Origin of the sequence: Paenibacillus sp. 453mf, from assembly GCF_900116105.1 — a bacterium.
Classification (GTDB): domain Bacteria; phylum Bacillota; class Bacilli; order Paenibacillales; family Paenibacillaceae; genus Paenibacillus; species Paenibacillus provencensis.
Genome location: NZ_FPAC01000001.1, coordinates 523,897 through 543,137 on the forward strand (window position 1 = coordinate 523,897; position 19,241 = coordinate 543,137).

The 19,241-nt window shown below is 42.4% G+C and carries 19 protein-coding genes and 1 pseudogene; 15 read left to right on the top strand and 5 right to left on the bottom strand.

What is annotated here, in order from left to right; translation table 11 throughout:
* Window positions 1–65 precede the first annotated feature (65 nt).
* The 7 genes from thyX to BM415_RS02535 all read left to right on the top strand — a co-directional run bounded on the left by thyX (window position 66) and on the right by BM415_RS02535 (window position 5,575).
* Window positions 66–794, top strand: coding sequence for an FAD-dependent thymidylate synthase (thyX, locus tag BM415_RS02510; RefSeq protein ID WP_091154234.1), 729 nt, complete (start codon window positions 66–68; stop codon window positions 792–794).
* A gap of 1 nt (window position 795) precedes the next feature.
* The gene (locus BM415_RS02515) at window positions 796–1,221 is read left to right on the top strand and encodes a GNAT family N-acetyltransferase (protein ID WP_091154237.1); all 426 of its coding nucleotides are present in this window, start codon (window positions 796–798) and stop codon (window positions 1,219–1,221) included.
* Between the two features lie 159 nt (window positions 1,222–1,380).
* A complete protein-coding gene (locus BM415_RS02520; RefSeq protein ID WP_091154239.1) occupies window positions 1,381–1,725 on the top strand; it encodes an SdpI family protein in 345 nt (114 codons plus the stop codon).
* A 14-nt stretch (window positions 1,726–1,739) separates the two neighbouring features.
* Complete coding sequence (locus BM415_RS02525; RefSeq protein ID WP_244533121.1) at window positions 1,740–2,384, top strand: histidine phosphatase family protein; 645 nt, start codon at window positions 1,740–1,742, stop codon at window positions 2,382–2,384.
* A 632-nt stretch (window positions 2,385–3,016) separates the two neighbouring features.
* Window positions 3,017–3,115 carry a hypothetical protein gene (locus tag BM415_RS25400; protein ID WP_244533122.1) on the top strand — a complete coding sequence of 33 codons (99 nt, stop codon included), beginning with the start codon at window positions 3,017–3,019 and terminating at the stop codon, window positions 3,113–3,115.
* A gap of 777 nt (window positions 3,116–3,892) precedes the next feature.
* Window positions 3,893–4,063 carry a hypothetical protein gene (locus BM415_RS24960; RefSeq protein ID WP_170862346.1) on the top strand — a complete coding sequence of 57 codons (171 nt, stop codon included), beginning with the start codon at window positions 3,893–3,895 and terminating at the stop codon, window positions 4,061–4,063.
* A gap of 222 nt (window positions 4,064–4,285) precedes the next feature.
* Window positions 4,286–5,575 carry a fibronectin type III domain-containing protein gene (locus tag BM415_RS02535; RefSeq protein ID WP_091154247.1) on the top strand — a complete coding sequence of 430 codons (1,290 nt, stop codon included), beginning with the start codon at window positions 4,286–4,288 and terminating at the stop codon, window positions 5,573–5,575.
* Window positions 5,576–5,859: 284 nt separating this feature from the next.
* Here the strand turns inward: BM415_RS02535 and BM415_RS25875 are convergent.
* Window positions 5,860–6,459, bottom strand: a pseudogene (locus BM415_RS25875) (restriction endonuclease).
* A gap of 359 nt (window positions 6,460–6,818) precedes the next feature.
* Here BM415_RS25875 and BM415_RS02545 point away from each other — a divergent pair.
* The 6 genes from BM415_RS02545 (at window position 6,819) to BM415_RS02570 (ending at window position 10,981) form a co-directional block, all read left to right on the top strand.
* Complete coding sequence (locus BM415_RS02545) at window positions 6,819–7,295, top strand: NUDIX domain-containing protein (protein WP_091154249.1); 477 nt, start codon at window positions 6,819–6,821, stop codon at window positions 7,293–7,295.
* Between the two features lie 238 nt (window positions 7,296–7,533).
* On the top strand, window positions 7,534–8,211 hold the full coding sequence (locus BM415_RS02550) for a class I SAM-dependent methyltransferase (protein ID WP_244533123.1): 678 nt from the start codon (window positions 7,534–7,536) through the stop codon (window positions 8,209–8,211).
* 122 nt (window positions 8,212–8,333) lie between these two features.
* On the top strand, window positions 8,334–8,981 hold the full coding sequence (locus tag BM415_RS02555) for a ribonuclease H (protein WP_091154253.1): 648 nt from the start codon (window positions 8,334–8,336) through the stop codon (window positions 8,979–8,981).
* 67 nt (window positions 8,982–9,048) lie between these two features.
* Window positions 9,049–9,831, top strand: coding sequence for a Cof-type HAD-IIB family hydrolase (locus BM415_RS02560; protein ID WP_091154255.1), 783 nt, complete (start codon window positions 9,049–9,051; stop codon window positions 9,829–9,831).
* A gap of 206 nt (window positions 9,832–10,037) precedes the next feature.
* On the top strand, window positions 10,038–10,466 hold the full coding sequence (locus tag BM415_RS02565) for a hypothetical protein (RefSeq protein ID WP_091154257.1): 429 nt from the start codon (window positions 10,038–10,040) through the stop codon (window positions 10,464–10,466).
* 26 nt (window positions 10,467–10,492) lie between these two features.
* Window positions 10,493–10,981, top strand: coding sequence for an NUDIX hydrolase (locus BM415_RS02570; protein WP_091154259.1), 489 nt, complete (start codon window positions 10,493–10,495; stop codon window positions 10,979–10,981).
* Window positions 10,982–10,985: 4 nt separating this feature from the next.
* On the opposite strand, the gene BM415_RS02575 is transcribed toward BM415_RS02570, so the two are convergent.
* Window positions 10,986–12,422, bottom strand: a complete 1,437-nt coding sequence (locus BM415_RS02575) for an amino acid permease (RefSeq protein WP_091154262.1) — start codon at window positions 12,420–12,422, stop codon at window positions 10,986–10,988.
* Between the two features lie 798 nt (window positions 12,423–13,220).
* Here BM415_RS02575 and BM415_RS02585 point away from each other — a divergent pair.
* Both BM415_RS02585 and BM415_RS02590 read left to right on the top strand, forming a co-directional pair.
* Entirely contained in the window at window positions 13,221–14,666 is a 1,446-nt protein-coding gene (locus BM415_RS02585; RefSeq protein ID WP_091154266.1) for an N-acetylmuramoyl-L-alanine amidase family protein, read from the top strand.
* 168 nt (window positions 14,667–14,834) lie between these two features.
* Entirely contained in the window at window positions 14,835–15,476 is a 642-nt protein-coding gene (locus tag BM415_RS02590; protein ID WP_091154267.1) for a hypothetical protein, read from the top strand.
* A gap of 74 nt (window positions 15,477–15,550) precedes the next feature.
* Here the strand turns inward: BM415_RS02590 and BM415_RS02595 are convergent, their stop codons facing one another.
* The 3 genes from BM415_RS02595 to BM415_RS02605 form a co-directional block, all read right to left on the bottom strand.
* Complete coding sequence (locus BM415_RS02595) at window positions 15,551–17,179, bottom strand: type 2 periplasmic-binding domain-containing protein (protein WP_091154270.1); 1,629 nt, start codon at window positions 17,177–17,179, stop codon at window positions 15,551–15,553.
* Between the two features lie 67 nt (window positions 17,180–17,246).
* Complete coding sequence (locus BM415_RS02600) at window positions 17,247–18,116, bottom strand: carbohydrate ABC transporter permease (protein ID WP_091154271.1); 870 nt, start codon at window positions 18,114–18,116, stop codon at window positions 17,247–17,249.
* Window positions 18,117–18,131: 15 nt separating this feature from the next.
* Window positions 18,132–19,088, bottom strand: a complete 957-nt coding sequence (locus BM415_RS02605; RefSeq protein ID WP_244533246.1) for an ABC transporter permease — start codon at window positions 19,086–19,088, stop codon at window positions 18,132–18,134.
* Between the last annotated feature and the right edge of the window lie 153 nt (window positions 19,089–19,241).

Consider the following 19,241-nt stretch of genomic DNA (forward strand, 5'->3'; position numbering starts at 1 on the left):
AGCTGGAACCACACTGGAAAATCCAGTAAAATAGTGAGAGCACATTAGAGAAAGAAGGAATATCCATGTCATTTGAACAAGTGCTCGACAAAGGCTATGTCAGGCTGGTGAATCATATGGGCTCTGACCTGACCATTGTCAACGCGGCTAGAGTATCCTATGCGAAGGAGTCCACGTCATTATCGGATCGAGATGTCCGTCTTATTCAGTTTCTGGCAAGAGAGGGACATACCTCTCCATTTCGGCACGTGATGCTTCAGTTTGAGGTTTATGCCCCGCTCATGGTAGCCAGACAGTGGTGGAAGTATGTCATCGGGTCTGGTCATATGGAGGGAACAGGGGATAGTATGGAGGCCTGGAATGAATCCAGCCGCAGATACATAACGGAAGAGCCGGAATTCTACATTCCACATCATCATGAATGGAGAAGTACTCCGGAGAATTCAAAGCAAGGCAGCGGGGATCCACTATCCATAGAAGAGGGAACGAAGCTGACTCAGGAGTTACTGGAATACATAGAGCTGGGTGTACAAAAGTATGAGGAGGCTCTTAAGAGAGGGGCATGTGCCGAGCAGGCCAGATTGTTCCTGCCTTCTTACGGCATGTATATCCGCTGGTATTGGACGGCATCTCTTCAGTCCGTGTGTCATTTCCTGAACCAGCGTCTTATGCATGATGCTCAGAAAGAAATACAGTTGTATGCCAAAGCCATATTAAACTTATGTGAACCGCTTTTTCCGCATGCCCTTAGAGAGATGGTCGACCTAGATAGCATAACAGTGGAGGAAGCCTAACATGGTTGAATTTCGTGAGATGAGAATAGAAGACTATGAGGACAGCATTGCTCTCTGGAAAAGGACAGAAGGGATGGGGCTCAGCAGTGCAGATTCCAGAGAGTCCATACAGCTGTATCTGGAGCGGAATCAAGGGTTCAGCCAGGTAGCGGTGAACAATGGAGGCGTAATAGGAACACTGCTCTCAGGTCATGACGGAAGAAGAGGATATTTGTATCATTTAGCAGTGGAGCCTGAATTTCGGGGACAGTCCATTGCCAGCAAATTAGTCAACCAAGCTTTAGCATCACTGCGGGATGCAGGCATACAGCGTGCACACATAATGGTGCTTGACACGAATGATACGGGGAAGGCTTTCTGGTCTCGTATGGGCTGGACTAGTCGTAACGATGTTCTCCTTCGTTCATCTGACACGGATGTAGAATGATGATATCCGATATAACAAGCGCTCGTAATGAATACCAGAGGTTCTGGTAATAGAAACATCATGCTAAAATGAATGTAACGCCTTGGTTGTTATCAGCTGAGCGGACGGGAACGACAGCAAAGAGCTCCTCTAACTTAAGCTGTGAAAGGGAGGGTGCCTATGGATATGGAGAATCTTGTGGTGTTCAGCTTTGTTGGGGTTGTTTTTATCATTCTAGGACTATTCATGAGAATTAAACCCCCAAAACGAGTGAACCACATTTATGGTTATCGGACGAATCGTTCCATGAAGAGTGAACGCATGTGGAAGGAAGCCAATCGTTATAGTGCAGCCTGGATGATTGGAATAGGTATCTTCTATATTATTATCGGTTTGTTCGTATCGAGGTTTGTCAGCGGAATGGAGGGCTTTGGCATTCTGGTCGGACTTATGCTGATGTTCAATCTGCTCCTGTTTGTGGTCGTCGAGCGCAGACTGAAGGAACTCGAAGACAGAAGCTTTTAATGGGAGGAACTCAATTGACACATTTGACGACGATTTACATCGTGAGGCACGGACAGACGGAATGGAACGTGCTTGGCAAAATGCAGGGGCATCAAGACTCACCGCTAACAGAGCTGGGAACTTGTCAAGCGCGCTGGCTCGGTGAAGCGCTCGCTGAGGAGCCTATTGATGTGATCTATTCAAGCTCAAGCGGCAGAGCAGTTCTTACTGCAGAGGTAATCCGTGGCAGCCGCGAGATACCTGTGACTCTAACGGATAACTTAAGGGAAATGAATCTGGGTCTATGGGAGGGCCGGACCGGAGACGAGCTGAAATTGGAGGAACCGGTGAAGTACCAGCAATTTTGGGAGGAACCTGAATTGTTCGCTGCAGACGGTGGAGAAACTTACATCGAAACGATGGACAGGGCGCAGCAGGAACTGAAACATATCCTCAAAGTAAACCAGGGAAAGACGGTTCTTATCGTAACTCATACGGTAGTGGTTAAACTGCTGATGACGTGGATAGAACAGCGCTCACTTGAAACCTTATGGGATTTGCCTTATATCCATCCCGCTTCCTTGTGCAAGATTGTATTTAATGAAGAGAACAAGCCTAAAGTTGTGCTTCATGCGGATATTTCACATTATCCTGAGACAGCCGGAATGAATGGAACTTAAATAAAGGAGCAGATGCAATGGTGCACTGCTTCTTTTTAGCTTTACCAAACTGGAACAGGTGAGACAAAGCATATTAATATGCATACCTTATGTTTGACCCAGCTTGTTAAGATGATTGAGGACGAATTAGTTGCGACACACCAAACAGGAATGATCATTCCTGATGAGGGTAAGGATCAAGAGGCTGAATTGCTGCTGAGAACAGTAAAACAAGCCTCGACGAGCGGCCGTATCTTTTACGATACATTTATCAAACAGTCCCACTGTTGCAACCTAATTCAGCTTGCAGACATATGTGTATTTCTAACAACGATATTCCATAGAGATAAATACGGATCAGTCCGTAAAAACTTTAATACAGAACTAGTACAACTTTATAAAGATCATCTTTCCCCTATCGCAACTGTTTGGGAATACACCATACCATAACAAGAAGAGGAGCGTACCAATGTACGCTCCTCTTCTTTGTGGTCGAACCAATGTGCGACCCACTCATATTTACCCGTATCGTAACGTAGTAACACTCACTAGAAAGGACGCAAGAAGGTAAAGCAATAGCGCGTCAAAAAGAGGGGTATTCCGAAGGACGTCCAAGGTCTTACACAAAAAAGCAGATCGATCATGCAATATCCTTGCTGGATGGAAACACATACAGTGAAGTAGTTGCAATGACTGGAATCAGCAAGTCTACACTCATCAGAGAGAAGAGACGCCGGAAAGAAATGTTTTGAGCTACTGCAACAAATCAAGACCGAAAAAGAGATGGTTATATTGTCTTCTATAACGCCGATAAATCGAGCCGTAACGATTTCAGTTCCCTAAAAATAAGGTGAAGCCCCTAGGAAAGCTCTTAGGGGCGTTTTTGTCCGCCTGATTTTCTACAATGGCTCCTTCTTGCCTTCTTGTTTTACTTAATTATTGATTGATCCATATCCACTAGCAGTTGTAGTAGTTCTGTAGTTCCAATATTGTTTATTTGCAAAGCATAAGTACCCGCTTGAACACCGGAAAATGTTATTGTTTTAGTAGCACTTGAATAGTTACCAGCGACTGGTATGCTATCTATTTCAGAAGCTCTCAAAATATACTCAACAGATACAGTCCCGCTACCATTAGTGAGATACTGGGCAAGCTTTAAGTAATGGTTGAACCATTCTTTAGTTGTATAGTCATCAGATGAAAGAGACGTAGGCTTACATAGATGAATACAAACAAAAAGAACCGCGTTACATCGGTTCTTTTTGTTTGTTTAAGAGCGCTTATCAAATTTTCAAGAAACATTATTCGCCCTTTTTAGAAACCAAATAAAAACTAGTTGATAGATGAAAAAAATGATGGCTAATAAAACACCGTAAAAGATCGGTCCGAGAGGTGTAGTGCTCGGAATAAATAGAGAGTATATTACTCCACTAAATATACCTATTGAAATGTGAGAAATAACATTAACTAAATTTGGATTTTGTTTTCTGACAATTGATCCTTCTACCCAAATAGACAAGGGGAGAATAATGAAACAAACAAGTGTTAGGTTGATAATCATTGTTATAGTAAATTCATATCCAAAATTAGATAAGAAAGTACTTTTCTCACTCAAAGAGATATACTCAAATATTCCAGAAAATATAGGTAAGGTAAAAGCTGTCGCAAATGCTGAAATAAACTTTACAGCTGGTTTATGAAACGACAACTCGGTTTTTTTATTCATTTTGTATACCCCGTTTCATATGTAAGTTTAAATCTGAGATGGAATATTTACCAACAATTTCATTGTAGCATACTATATCATAGGCGGGAATTGGTAACTTATAGGATCTTCAGGAAATATATGGTTTGTCATGAAAGATTATGATATAAATAATTCGGTAATGGATTTGAGGAATAACATCTAAAGGAGACTAACTATGAAAAAAAGATCAATCATTACTCTTATTTTATCTGTAGTAGTATTACTAAGCTGTACGAATTATTCCGAGGTAAAAGCAGCAGAAGAGACAGTTTCACCAATCATAGTAAAGCGAAATTTGACTTCTCTAGAATTAAATTGGAATGTAGATGGTGATATATTTGAAATTATTGACAGTGAAGGAAATACTTTATATCACGGAGATCAAAAGAACTATACGATAAATAATTTAGAGCCAAACAGTATAATAAGTTTTGATTTAGTTGTTTACGATGAAGGAAATATCGTTAGTAGTCAACAAATTATCACATCGACACTTGAAAATAGTGTAAATCTAAGATCTATGCAATCTTCTACAGACATTGATACCTCTCTTACAAGTATATCGTCAAATTCAGGTGTTAATTTAACGTGGAATGAAATTCCTGGTGTTGAAGAATATCGTGTGTACAGAGATCAAAAATTATTAGCAACCACAAACGAAAACTTCTACACTGATGAAACAATATCCAGTAATTCTTTATACACATATGAAATTGAATTCTCTGCACCCCTTTCTGAAATTGAGAAACAGGAAGTAGAGAAATTTTTCTCGGAAAATGAGGATCTAAATCTAAGCGAGGCAGAAATAGATCAGATGAGTTCAAGTCGCCCAGTAAGCATTATTAGGGTTGTGGATACAACTACTTCAAATCCGATTCAATCCCGAGCTGCATCAACGACTAGTTTTTCCTGGATCTACAAAACTTTTCTTCCAATGGACTATATTGAAGACCCTATACCTGGGAATGGCATAGCTTTCTTTGGTGGGGATAACAGAACTTTCAGTTTTGACTCTGAAAAATACCGTACAAAAATGTGGGGTAAAACGATTTTTGAACCGTATAATTCTGAACATAACTTTTCTAAAAACGTCCATGCAACAACTGCTTACGATGATAATAAAAATTACATTTCCTCAAAGACCGCATCGGATGAACTTATGTATGGGGTAAAGAACACACATACTTATACAAAAGCCGACTATACTTATTACCATAAGGTAGGAAATCCTTATATCCCTGTTTCCGGTCAAGAGATAGATATCCAGATGAGAGTTATTACAAATAGTAATGGTACTTATAGTTTCGAAGGAGTACATGACAGGGCTCCATCTCATGAGCTTTATCTAACCCTAAATAACGGAGCAAGTAATCGAATGATTTTTGCTCACCCTAACGAGGGACTTAGTTATTTAGGTGCACCGAGTACTTTAGCTAGATGGTTTACAATCACTGGGAGCTTGTAGGATCCAGTCAATGAATAATAAATCGACTCTTCAAGCAGGATAAATTTTTCTTATGTTTTACCAATGATTCTCATCCATTACTTTAGGTCGGTAAGAGGGTGTCCCAAAAGTCATCATAGATGACTGAGGGGCACCCTCTATTCTAGTGAATCTATTCCTTTATCGCCGACACATGTACGTTCTGATCTGTTCACGAATCGTATTCATGTTTTCGTTCACTACATCACGATTCTTTTCCCGATAGATCTCACTTCGAGATCTACTTTTTTAGTCTCTAGCTCTAACTAAACAGCTTTTTTTGTCGGAGTAGCCTTTTTTCTTTCATTCATCTGCAGAATGAGCTCAATCAGCTTCTCCCGATTAATTAAACGAACCTGATTTGAATTAGCAAGTGTATAGGCGGCTTCAGTAAAATCACTGTTGGTGACGACCCAAGCTTAGTTTGCTTTATAGTGTGCAATCGAAGCCTGAGCTTCTTGAACTGCTTTAATACCGACATTTTTACTATAACGTTTAGCTTGAACAACAATTCTTTGATCAGCTTTCTTCAGAATCAGATCCGCGCCGAAATCTCCGGAACCTTGAGTTACCTTCGCTTCATATCCAAGGTTTCTGAAAAGCTCACCTAAATAGCTCTCGAACTTAAAGCCATCCATCTTATCGATGTCAGCAATGCCCGATTTCCTCAGTTTCTCCCGTTGTGCCATTCCTCGAGCAATGAGAACAGCGATAAAGGCTCCTAGTGCTAATGCTGCAATAAAGACGGCAGTTTCAAAAGAACCAGTGAGCTGAAGAGCTACAAAAAAGGATCCAAAGGTAATTAATCCGGTAAGTGCTTTTAAAGCTTCTTCTTTCTGCTTTTTCTTGCTTTTACGTCGTGCCATTTTGAAGTGTACCCCTTTTTATTTTATTTACGGCTTTCTATGTATCTAACTTGAAATTGCGATAGATGCACTAATCAACAAGCCAAAAATTCGACCTCGAATTCGAAGGGAAAATAAAATGCATGCGATGACTTTTCTATAAAGAAAATCAGGCATTATACATTTGATTCTGTCTTAGAAAAAAATAAAAATAAATTATGAAAAAATCAAACTATTCCCTTACCAGGCTTGTTATTATATTTACGAATGTCTTTATAACTAGGCATGGATAGGACGGATTTGAGAGAAGCTATGTATATTGTGGGACGAATAGACTACCGATCTTCATTCAGTCGCTTTGTATCTAAGGAGGAATAGTGATGATGATATCCTATGAACATGAATCAATTCAATATCACACAACAACAGGAGGAATAATCATTCACGAAGGCAAAGTATTGCTGCAAAGAGAACGAAACCAGCCTTATTGGTTTTTGCCTGGAGGCAGTGTAGAGGCTGAGGATTCTCCGGAGTACACTATTGGAAAGATGATTTATGAGTGGCTTGGTGTGCCTGTAATCAGCGAACAGCAGGTATGGCTGATCGAGAATGTGATTGATTTGCCAATTTCACCGACAACACAGATACATGAGTCAGGAATGTTTTTCCTTCTTGAGCTTCCCTTTCAGCATCCGATCTTTAAGAAGACATGCGAGTTTGAAGGAACAAATAAAGATTACGTGTATAAATGGATTCCGCTAGATGAATTAGAGCGGCATATGGTTGTACCTGCATTTGTCATTTCTGAGTTGAAGGACATTGATACCGCCAAAGGCATCAAGCATATCGTGAGTTGATCACCATCTGCTCTCTTTCAAGTAACGCCCCTAGCCCTTTCTGTGTATAGAAAGGGTTGTTTGATTATATAACGAGGTGTGGAATAAATATTATTTCCTGATAGAGGAGGATATATGGTAATAAGTTAGAACACATAATATGAACTCATCCATATTATTCATAGAAAGAGGAGAGCTGAGGAGTTACTTCAAAATGAGAAGAGAGTGAGCTGAGCGAAGTATGCAAAGTGGCAGTAGAATGGACTTGGATCGCATCGTTTTTATTGGGCGTTCCTATGAAGAGTATGAGTATATGTTTCACCTTTCTAAAGAAGACATCGTAACAAAGAGCATTTTGGATTGTCCTGGTGGAGCTTGCTCCTTTACGGCTGTTGCTAATAAGCATGGGGGTCATGTGAAATCTGCGGATATTGCCTATGTTTATCCATGGGATACACTGTATGAGAAAGGCAAAGAGGACATTAAGCATGCGATGGAGCAAATGTCTAAGGCTAAGGATCAATATGAATGGACGTACTTCTCCGAAATGAAGGAACTCCTGGACCATCGTACTCAAGCTCTTGAAACCAGTATAATAGATATGAAAGCCAATCCAGAGAATTATATCGAGACGGAACTTCCGCAGCTGCCATTTCAAGATAAGCAGTTTGATCTGATCTTATCCGCACATTTTTTGTTCATGTACGGTGAGCGTTTATCTATGCAATTTCATCTCGATACCCTGCAGGAGATGATGAGAGTTGCCGGAGAAGAAATTCGGGTGTATCCCATTGTTCAGTTGGATGGTAGGAGGTACCCGTTTCTAGAAGACATCCATTCATATGTGAGAAGAGAGGGCTGGACAAGCGAATTGGTAAATGTAAATTACGAATTTCAGCGCGGGGCGAACCAAATGTTGAGATTACGTAAAATGTAATACATTAAGGACACCTGAGTTCTATGAACCCTGAACTTAGGCGTTCTTTTGTTTTTTTGCATCTTAGGCTGTGAGAAGGTATTGTAGATATTAGCGCGTTAGGGATTCATATGGAGGGAAATATGGCGAAGCAAAAGTACTATGTGGTATGGGAAGGAAAAACACCGGGCGTCTATACTAGCTGGACAGCGTGCCAGCAGCAGGTGAAGGGAGTGACTGGGGCAAAATATAAAGCTTTTGAATCCAAAGCAGAGGCTGAAAAAGCTTATGCAAGTGGATGGAAAGGCATATGGGGAAACAGCGCGGGCAAATCTCAAGGCAGTGGCAGCAGCAAGGGAGCATCAGCTGCAGCATCTGTCTCTGAAGTAGACTACAATAGTATTTCTGTGGACGTAGGAACAAGAGGCAATCCTGGACCGATGGAGTATAAGGGTGTGGATACCCGAACGGGAGATGTCTTGTTTAGTGTGGGTCCCATTCCGAATGGAACGAATAACATTGGAGAGTTCCTTGCCATTGTACATGCTCTGGCCTATTTGCAGCAGCAGGGCAGTGGCAAGACCATTTACAGTGATTCAGTTAATGCAATGAAGTGGGTTAGACAGAAGAAGGCGGCTACGACATTGAAGCGGGATGCTTCAACCCAGCAGGTTTGGGATATGATTGATCGGGCAGAGAAATGGCTTGCAAACCATACTTACAACAATAAAATACTAAAATGGGAAACCAAAGTATGGGGAGAAATCAAGGCAGATTACGGTAGAAAATAAGTGCGCCATGCGCCTGCAATAAACAAGCGAAATTGTACTTAGTACAGCGACTGGAGGATTTTACAACATGACATATAAAGCCGTATTCTTTGATATCGATGGAACACTAGTCAATGATGAGAAGGTGATCCCTCAAGATACGATCGAAGCGATCAACGAATTGAAGGCCAATGGGACGGACGTCTTTATTGCTACTGGAAGAGCACCCTATTATTTTACGAAATACATGTCCCAGCTGGGTATTGATTCTTTCATTAGTCTTAACGGTTCTTATGTTGTCTATAAAGGCGAGATGATTTATTCGCATCCAATTCATACGAATACACTTGAGAAGCTGGAGAACAGCGCCCTGTCTTACAATCATCCCATTGTCATGCAGGGAGCAGAGGCAGGATTCTCCAATATGGAGCTCCACGAGTTCATAGCCGCTTCCTTCCAAACGCTTCAAGTTGAAGTACCGGGGTATAAGACAGGTTACTGGAAGGAGGCTCCAATCTACCAAGCACTCCTGTACTGTCAGGAGCATGAAGAGCATCATTATACGGCAAAGGAAGCAGGTTATGACGATCTTCATTTTGTCAGATGGCACAAATATGCAATGGATGTCATTCCAGCGGGCGGTTCAAAGGCTAAGGGAATTGAGGCAGTTCTTAAGCATATCGGACTATCCAAGGATGAGGTTGTTGCTTTTGGTGATGGCTTGAATGATGTAGAAATGCTGTCTTATGTTGGACTGGGGATTGCCATGGGGAATGCAAATGATGAGGTTAAATCCTATGCCAGCCATGTGACAAGCTCGGTGGACGAGCATGGAATTCGCAAAGGCCTGGAGCATGCAGGCTTGCTGTAATCTAATCTATATATGTTGAAGTGAGCAGAAGATGGATCCATATAAGGATCCATCTTTTTTCTGTCCCGTGAAAACCATTAATGCTATTTATTTCACTTTAAGAAAGTCTTATGAGTAACCCATTTCATATTTCATATCACAATAGGACAAAAGGGGTTACTTCGCTTTTTTACTAAAAAATTTACATATAAGGGGTGAACCATTGCATGAAAAAGTGGATATATATGTTATTATTATTGGTAGCCTTATTTATGCTCCTATGGGATTGGATTGATCGTCCACGCCCATACGACGACGCTGAAATGGTGAGCAGGCTTACAGAAGCTCAAGCAGGAGAGCGCATCAAATTTGCTGAACTGACCCCATTTGCATGGGAAGAGCTGTACATATTCGGTCCTTATCTTGATCCTTCGTCTATCGACGTTCGAAATATGGATGAAGTACCTGACTCTATTCGACATCTGGACTCCATCACGTTACTTGTCTTTGTCCAGAATAACACAGCAATACGTTATATCGAGCTGTCACGTTCAGCCTGGGACTTTGAGATGGGCTTGTACGAGCGAGCAATCAAGCAGAAGAACGCTGTATTTATACAAAATAAAGATTCTAAGTTGTGGAAGCTGGATGATTAGAGTATATCTCGAGAAGGAGGATGATTATGTTCTACGTTAACGCAAGAGCCTTTGTTGAGCGGGACAGCAAGCAAGGGACCGAGCTTGTTATCCAGAGCCGGAACAAAACCGGGCAGGAATGTCTTGAACTCCCTGGAGGCAGAATTGAGCTGTATGAACCGATTCATCAAGCGTTAATCAGAGAAGTGGAAGAGGAGACAGGGCTTAAGGTGACTCGCATTGAGGGCGCTTCCAAGAGAGTCGATACAACTGGCATTAATCCAAACTTTGAAGTCGAGGTCGTTGAGCCCTTCTGTGCACATCAAACAACGAAGGGCCCCATTGACTCGATAGGGATGTATTTTATATGCAAAGCAGAAGGAAAGCTCCTCGAAGCAGGAGATGAATCGCTGAACCCGGCCTGGGTAAACGTGAAGACTATAGCCTCCATGATGGAACAGAATCCACTTCAATTTTCAGATATCGACCGGGCAGCATTGATGTTCTATCTGAAGCATAGAGTCGTTCGCGATTAGTAGATCAAGGTTTCGCTTTTCTGACACGAGAATGGAAGCGATGACGATCTTTCTTTAGCTGTTCAATGAGATGTTTATCGGTCTTGTGTTTTTGATCTTTTTTTCCTTTTTTACTCCAGATCTTGCTGTGCATAAACCAGGTTATCACTCCAATACAGGCGATGAACAAGAAGCTGATCCAGAAACCTGGCCGACTCGTGCTATGGAACAGTGTTCCTGTTATCGCTAGCAGGATGAGAAGGATGCCCCCGTATCTTTTGATCTGTCCAAAAGTGGTCAGCTTCAGGAGTTTGCCTGCGGTGATTAGGATAAAAGTCCAGTTGAATAGAAGCATCAGGCCAGCAGCCGTAGTGACATATTCGTACAGGGTACCTGGGAGCAGTAGTGCCAGAATGATGGATGCACACAGTGCTGCTGCAGTCATTCCAAAAGAAAAAACCGGAAAACGCTTCTTCACCTTTTTGGCAAAAAGAGGAGGGGCGTCTTTATCTTGTGCAAGTGTGATTAGCATTGTCGTTACCGCATACAAGGATGCAACCATCGTAGAGAACCCAGCAACGATAAGGACACCATTCATAATATGCGGTATAAAAGGGAGATTATAGGTGTCCAAAGCCTGGATAAAAGGACTTTCCTTCGTACCAAATCCACGCCAAGGCGCGATGGAAACGACCAGAAACAACGAGATAACGTATATGACCGCCAGCAGAAGTATCATCGTTCTGCCGGCTTTTGGCGCTTCCTTGGGCTCCTTTAATCTGAGTGCCATGAGCCCCATGACCTCAATTCCCCCAAAAGCATAAAAAGAAAATAGAAGTGCTGCCCATGCTCCCGTCAATCCATTAGGGAATAATGAGCCGGGAGATAACGGCATTTGGGGTTGGATGCCCCCCGAGAGCCACCCGAATAACGCTGCTGATCCGAGTACGATGAACATGAGAATTGCTGCGATCTTAATAACTGCTGCTACACTTTCCAGTGGATCAAACAGCTTGTTTCCGATGATAACGACAATGAGTCCCAATATTGCAAATCCAGTGGCAAACACCCACACAGGAATTTGGGGAAACCAGAAACGAGAGAACAGTGAAAGTGCTGTCAGCTGACTTCCCATAATAAGCAGCTCGGAGCACCAATAAACCCATCCACTGCTGAATCCAGCCCAGCGCCCATAAGCCTTTTTGGCATAAGATCGGAAAGAGCCCTGTTCTGGTGACTTGGCTGTCATTTGTGCGAGAACATCAAATACACAATATGTACCTGCAGCGGCCAGCAGAAAAGTTAGGAGAACGGAAGGACCACCTATTTCAATGGCTAGAGCAGAACCGAGAAAATACCCTGTACCAATTGTACAAGCCACTCCAAGCAGAGACAGCTGCCACCATTTTAAGCTTTGTCCACTCTTGGCTTGATCGTTTGCACTTTCTTTGCAGCTGCTCATCTAAGAAGCTTCCTCCTCTCGTGACATATCTCTTTTGCAATCGTGTCTTAATATGGAGCTGATGACGACAAATGATACATGTATTTGTTTCATGTCTAATTTTCTCGAAAATGCATAAAAAAATAGTCTGAACCAATTGGCAAAATATTGTAATTCGTCTATGATAGATCATATGCAGGAAAATTCAGTCGTTTCGGGAAAGTTGTCAGATTGTGTTCCAGATCATACTCCAATCTATTATTGCTAGAGGTGTAGCACAGTAATGCAACGGACAACAATGATACGCATTCTTCTTATAACATACAGTTTGCTGCTCCTATACTTCATGTTTGCAGGCTTTAATCGCTCGGTCCAGCTTGATTACCGCTATAATACGGTTCCTTTTCACACCATATCTAAATATTTAACGAATGTTTCAGCCAGTAATCTGATAGAAACGAATCAATTTCATATTTAATGAGTTATTAATTTAATCGGCAATGTCGCAGTGTATCTTGCTGGAGACCACCCAAATGCTGTTTAGAGTGGAACGGGGGACATTGATGATCTGTTCTTGAACGTCATAGGCCGATCGATCGGATACGGAATCTACCGTTTCTTCACAAATAACGATAACTAACCGATAAATGTAGTATTTACTTCGTCTTCCTAAACTTCGAAAAATAAAGAACGGATCATGCAACAATTCATGCTAAATCGCGTTTTTAATAGTAGATGATGTAAAAGGATGCAGGATGCTGGTGATTTTACAAGACGACCAAAAGGATGTGTTAGAGTTTGAAGAGGATTTTGCTGTTTATGTTGTTTTTTGTAGGGTTGTGGGTGCTTCCTGGTATGAGTCATGCGGAGGATGGACAAGCGAGTATATATCTGAATGACAATAAGCTCGGCGGTTCAGACAGTTCCAAGGTTGAGATCATCAATAAATCAGTAATGATTCCAATCCGTATGGTCGCTGAAGAAATGGGATACACTGTCGGTTGGGAGCAGAAGACAGGAACGGTCACAATACAGCAAAATGGCACCGTCATCAAGATGGTCATTAATGACAATAACGCACTAGTGGACAACCAGTCGGTTGTTCTTGATAATGCACCTGTCATCAAGAGTAAGACAACACTTGTACCGCTGCGCTTCGTTGGTGAACAGTTTGGCCTACAGGTAAGCTGGGATAACAAAACGAAGACAGCAAGCTTGAAGCAGCTAAGCGGATCAGGGGGAGAGAGTCAGCCTCCAACAGGATCGGGCAATGCGGGACAAGGCGAAGAAGGGACGATTGATCAGGGGCTTGCTCAGATATCTGGTATTAGTTTTAGCGAGAACAGGCTGCTCGTAGCAACTAGCAGCAGCGTCACCCCGCGTGTATTTACCATGAGTGGACCGGATCGCATTGTCGTCGATCTTCCGAATACGGAATTCGCTGCAAACTTTGGTAAAGACCTTAATGTACAAGCCTCGGGTTCACTGCAAGTCACAGATTATCCGCTGGTATCACAGATTCGATATGCTCTATTCAGCACAGATCCTTCAACCGTTCGAATCGTCATTGATATGAACGAGGTTACCGGATACAAGGTGACACAAGAGGGGACAAGCCTTCTGATCGTAGATTTGAATCACGACACAAATGATCTTGATCCTGAAATACCGGAGGCACCATTGCCTGAAACACCAGATGCGGGAACAGGTACAGGCTCTGGCTCTGGCAAGAAAATCGTCGTTCTGGATGCGGGACATGGAGCTCATGATGGAGGAGCTGTGGGAGTAACGGGGAAACTCGAAAAAGATTTTACCTTGTCACTCACCTTAAAAATTGAAGCTCTGCTCCAAAATAATTCGAATATCGAAGTGATTATGACTAGAGACGGTGATACGTACCCGGAGCTTGTGGAGCGTGCAAAGATTGCAAATAATGCGAATGCAGATATTTTCATTTCCGTTCATGCGAATTCCGTAGCTGGAGCCCCATCAGCAAGCGGCACCGAGACTTATTATAAGAAAAGTGAAGATAAAGCACTCGCCGATATTATTCATAAGCATATGGTCAAAGCAACAGGGCTAAAGGATCGAAAAGTGAAATCAGCCAATTTGTCGGTACTGCGAAATACGGATATGCCTGCAGCTCTTCTCGAGGTCGGCTTCTTATCCAATAAAGCAGAGGAAGCCATCTTGTTCGATCAGGATTTTCAGGACAGAGTTGCTCAAAGCATTGCTGACGGAATTAAAGAGTATTTGAAATTATAAATAATAACTCTCTACGTAATAGAAGGTATCTGCTCACGAAGCAGATGCCTCTTTGCTTTTCATTTGTATTTAAAAAGCCATTAGCTGATTTGTTCATAAAATGGATTCTTTTATTTTCCATATTACGATATAATGGGTTGTAATATTGCGGAAAGCGAGGTGTAGTTCGTGGAACATCATACTTTTTATGAAGAATCATATTGGGGTACAGATGTACGAATCAGACAAACAACACAAGGCTCAGACACACTTGTTATATTTCTCCCTGGACAGAACTACTCCTGTGAACTGCCCGTTCTGCATTATGCTGCTCAGAGCGCGATTGAGCAAGGTTTGGACGTATTGCTAATGGAATACGGATTTCAAAGCGCGCGTGTTGCTCTGGAGCGTGAACAGCGATCTATTCTTGAGGAAGAAATATTAGAGACAGTACAGGACTACAGTGAAGGCTACGATCAGCTGGTATTTGTAAGTAAGAGCTTGGGAACACTTCTGGCTGGCTATGCCTCACAGCATATTGAAGCTCGGCGCATTTCGCATCTATATCTTACCCCGCTTGACGGTACACTGGACTACATTCTGCGTTCTTCCGGACTCGTTATTTATGGAACGAAAGATTCGTTGTTCAGTGAGGAGAGTAGAGGGAAGCTGGAAGCACACGCTGCCGATAAATTGGAAATTATTAAGATTCCAGATGCTGGCCATGGCTTGGAGGTAATGGACGTCAGAAAATCTGTAGAACATTTAAGTCAGCTGGTCGGAGCATATACGAATTTTTTTGACATGATTAAGAAGGAAGCTTATTTATAAATAGAAGGTAACAACAAAAGAGCGAGTGCAGGGGTTTCCCGCTACTCGCTCTTTCTAATTAAGTCATTTCCTTCTTAACGTGCTTGATAGCGTTCATATGCATCCTGGTTGATCTTGATTACTTCCTCAATTCCCATGCCCTTAATCGTTTCCACATACTGATCAAAGTTCGTAAGCGGTTCGTCGCCCAAGATGAACTTGGTCATCATTTCATCCAAATAAGTGGTTATCTGTCCCATAATCTGTGCCTCTTTTCGAGCCTCCTCCTCCGTTTTGCGCAAAGTTGGCAGTGCCAGGGAATAATCGGCTTCCATCCAGACCTTATTCGCTTCCTGCTGCTGCACAAATGCCATCAGACCATCCAAATAGCGTGTGTCTTGGTTCATCGGTCCATCCATAATGGACAACGCGTATCCGGCCAGTGCTTGGTCATAAGTCAATCCATCCGGATTTTTAAGGATCGTGTCAGTAAATTTAATGCTGTCTCCTTCGACAGTGTAGCTTTCACCTTCAATACCGAAGTTAAACAGATCGTGACCTTCAGGACTATAATTGTAATCCATCCACTGAACGATGGCTTTAATCTTGTCTTCATCGGCTGAAGTGGTAATGGCTTCTCCATACGTGAGGACTTTGGTATCGAAACGGAAGGTGCTGCGAGAGATTCCTTCTGAATCCTTCGGCCAAGGAGCTCCAACGAGATCAAATTCCGGATCATCTGCCATTAGGTTGAGATACTTGGCCATACCGCTGAATACCCCACCGTAATATGCGCCTGCTTGATGGTTGGTTATTTTATAGTCAAATGCTTTACCGTCATTCGTCATAATTTCAGGATCAATTAATCCTTCGGCATACCATTTCTGCATGGTCTCAAGGAAATCTTTGAACCCTGGCTGAATTGGACCGTATTCTACTGTATCTCCATTGAGCTGAAATCCGCCTATGACTCCGAAGGAAGGTGCAAAATCATACAATTTGCTCATATTACCGGGACCCCAGTTCGCAGTGAAGGGAAGCTCATCCTTCTTGCCGTTACCATTTGGATCTTCTTCCCGGAAAGCTTTGAGCACCGTATACCATTCATCAATGGTTGTAGGCGTATTTAAATTCAGCTTCTCAAGCCAGTCCTTACGAAGTACAATACCTGTCGTGGCATTCAGCTTCACTGCATCCGTGCGAAGATAGGGGAACATGAAGATTGTTCCATCATCCAGTGAGATTTGTTTACGGACAACCTCATCTTCTTCAATAATCTTCTTCAAGTTAGGAGCATAGAGATCAATGTATTCATTCAGTTTAATAATTCTGCCGTCTGCGAGAAGCTTCTCAGGTCCTCCTGATACGTCAGCCCAGTTGTAATAGATTACATCAGGCAGCTCATTCCCTGTAACGAGCAGGTTGAACTGGTCCTTCTGCTGTCCGAGGGGAGGATGCGTGAAGTTGACTTTGATGCCGGTTCTTTTTTCTTTTTCCTGATAAGCCTTCACATCCGAGAATCCGTTGCCAGAAGCAATCTTGGCATCATTTGCACGCCAATAGTTAATAGTCATCGGCTCATCTACAATCGGAAGCGGTATTTCCGTAATCGCCTGCTCGCCTTCTTCTGGCGCTGGACCGTCTGCACTCTCGGACCCTCCGCAGCCGGCTAACAGTCCCGTAGTCATCACTGCAATTAACATTAAGGACAAGAACTTTTTCATATGAACCCTCCTTGATTATCTATAGATTAAAGCGGGCGGCAACAAGTCTACATGTTATGCTCCAGCTTTATTCTTTAATGGCTCCGATGAGTGCTCCTTGAACAAAATATTTCTGGATGAAAGGATAGATCATCAGAATAGGAAGCGTAGAAATAATAATTGTGGCATATTTAATATTCTCGCCGATTGCAAATCCGGTATCGTTCGCAGAACCCATCGCTTCCGTACTGTTACTGAGCAAAATATCCCTCAGCACAATTTGAATCGGATACAGTTCCTGTGATCTCAGATAGAGAAGCGGACCCATAAAATCATTCCAGTGGTCTACCGCATAGTATAGTGTCATTACAGCAAGTATCGGTTTAGATAGTGGAACGACAATCCGCAGCAGAATTTTGAAATCATTGGCCCCGTCAATTTTGGCGGATTCAATAAGTCCAAGCGGGATATTCATAAAATTCGTACGCATGATGATAAAGTTGAACGTATTAATGGCTGCGGGAAGGATCATCGCCCATCTTGTATCCAGCAGACCTAAATTTTGAACGAGCAGGAAGGTAGGAATCATACCGCCGCTGAAGAACATGGTGAATGTAATGAGCTTCATGAAAAAGCTGCGTCCGTATAAGTCAGGCCTCGACAGTGCATAAGCTGCGAGAGTTGTCATCACCAGGTTAAGGGCAGTACCGACAATCACATAGAACAATGTATTTAAGTAACCGCTGTAGATCTTTGGATTCTGAAATACCTTTGAGTAGGCTTCAAAAGATAGACCTTCAGGAATCAGCATAAGTGAGCGGCTGGCCAGCAGCTGTTCTGGATCACTAATAGAAGAATTGAAGATATAGAGCATCGGATAAGCGCACAGTACCATAATCAGAATGAGCAAGATATAGTTGATGCTGTCAAAGATATGTTCTCCAAATGATTTTTTCATCGTATACACACCTCTCTACCACAGACTGGTTTCATTAGCTTTGCGGCTGATATAGTTCGCGCCGAGTAAGAGGGCAAAGTTAATGACCGAATTAAACAAACCTATAGCAGTGGAGTAGGCTTGATCCCCTAGCAGCATCCCTTGTCTGTAAACAAAAGTCGAAATGACATCAGAGGTTTCATAAGTGGCTGCAGTCTGCATTAATAGGATCTTCTGAAAATCAGCATTCATAATGCTGCCCATACGCAGGATGAGGAGCACGATAATCGTTGGCATAATACCTGGCAACGTGATGTGCAGGAGCTGTCTCCAGCGGTTGGCACCGTCCATCTTGGCTGCTTCATACAGCTGAGAATTGATTCCGGCTAGTGCTGCAAGGAAGAGTATTGATGCCCATCCTGCGCCCTGCCATACATTGGACAGAATGTACAATGGCCGGAACATATCTTTATCTGTGAAGAACATAATAGGCTCAAAACCAAAGAAGCCGCGAATGATATTAAACAAGCCGCCGTCCAAAGAAGAGAAGGTCTTAAGCATACCAACGACAACAACAACGGATATGAAGTGAGGTAAATAACTGACGGTTTGGACTGCACTCTTGAAGTAGCGATTACGTACCTCATTGAGTAATAGTGCAAGAATTATCGGAGCAGGGAAACCAATCACCAGACTAAGCAAGCTAAGGATCAAGGTATTGCCCATGAGCCTCCAGAAGTTATAGCTCTCAAAAAACATCGTGAAATTCTCAAATCCAATCCAATTACCGCCCATAATCCCTTTAGCAGGACTGTAGCTGCTCTGGAAGGACAGCAGTATTCCGTACATCGGTCCATAACAGAAAATAATATAGAACAAGAGAACGGGAACTAGCATCAGATACACATATTTGTTACGTATGATCTCTCTTTTTAGAAAGTGAAACTTGCTCTTGGTTTGTACGGTTTGTTTCACCGCCAAGGGATTGTTCATTCCCATGGTTCAATTCCTCCCCCAGTAATGTACGACATCAAACTCAAATGAACCTTAATGAACAGACTCGATGTAAATAAATACTAATTTCAAGCGCTTACATTGTCAATATTTTGTTTTAAATATACTTAATGTAAATATTTGCGAAGATGC

Bases quoted from the DNA above. Each gene is read 5' to 3' on its own strand.
- thyX (WP_091154234.1), top strand. From the start codon at position 66: ATGTCATTTGAACAAGTGCTCGACAAAGGCTATGTCAGGCTGGTGAAT.
- BM415_RS02515 (WP_091154237.1), top strand. From the start codon at position 796: ATGGTTGAATTTCGTGAGATGAGAATAGAAGACTATGAGGACAGCATT.
- BM415_RS02520 (WP_091154239.1), top strand. From the start codon at position 1,381: ATGGATATGGAGAATCTTGTGGTGTTCAGCTTTGTTGGGGTTGTTTTT.
- BM415_RS24960 (WP_170862346.1), top strand. From the start codon at position 3,893: ATGAAACAAACAAGTGTTAGGTTGATAATCATTGTTATAGTAAATTCA.
- BM415_RS02535 (WP_091154247.1), top strand. From the start codon at position 4,286: ATGAAAAAAAGATCAATCATTACTCTTATTTTATCTGTAGTAGTATTA.
- BM415_RS02545 (WP_091154249.1), top strand. From the start codon at position 6,819: ATGATGATATCCTATGAACATGAATCAATTCAATATCACACAACAACA.
- BM415_RS02550 (WP_244533123.1), top strand. From the start codon at position 7,534: ATGGACTTGGATCGCATCGTTTTTATTGGGCGTTCCTATGAAGAGTAT.
- BM415_RS02555 (WP_091154253.1), top strand. From the start codon at position 8,334: ATGGCGAAGCAAAAGTACTATGTGGTATGGGAAGGAAAAACACCGGGC.
- BM415_RS02560 (WP_091154255.1), top strand. From the start codon at position 9,049: ATGACATATAAAGCCGTATTCTTTGATATCGATGGAACACTAGTCAAT.
- BM415_RS02565 (WP_091154257.1), top strand. From the start codon at position 10,038: ATGAAAAAGTGGATATATATGTTATTATTATTGGTAGCCTTATTTATG.
- BM415_RS02570 (WP_091154259.1), top strand. From the start codon at position 10,493: ATGTTCTACGTTAACGCAAGAGCCTTTGTTGAGCGGGACAGCAAGCAA.
- BM415_RS02575 (WP_091154262.1), bottom strand. From the start codon at position 12,422: ATGAGCAGCTGCAAAGAAAGTGCAAACGATCAAGCCAAGAGTGGACAA.
- BM415_RS02585 (WP_091154266.1), top strand. From the start codon at position 13,221: ATGTTGTTTTTTGTAGGGTTGTGGGTGCTTCCTGGTATGAGTCATGCG.
- BM415_RS02595 (WP_091154270.1), bottom strand. From the start codon at position 17,179: ATGAAAAAGTTCTTGTCCTTAATGTTAATTGCAGTGATGACTACGGGA.
- BM415_RS02600 (WP_091154271.1), bottom strand. From the start codon at position 18,116: ATGAAAAAATCATTTGGAGAACATATCTTTGACAGCATCAACTATATC.
- BM415_RS02605 (WP_244533246.1), bottom strand. From the start codon at position 19,088: ATGAACAATCCCTTGGCGGTGAAACAAACCGTACAAACCAAGAGCAAG.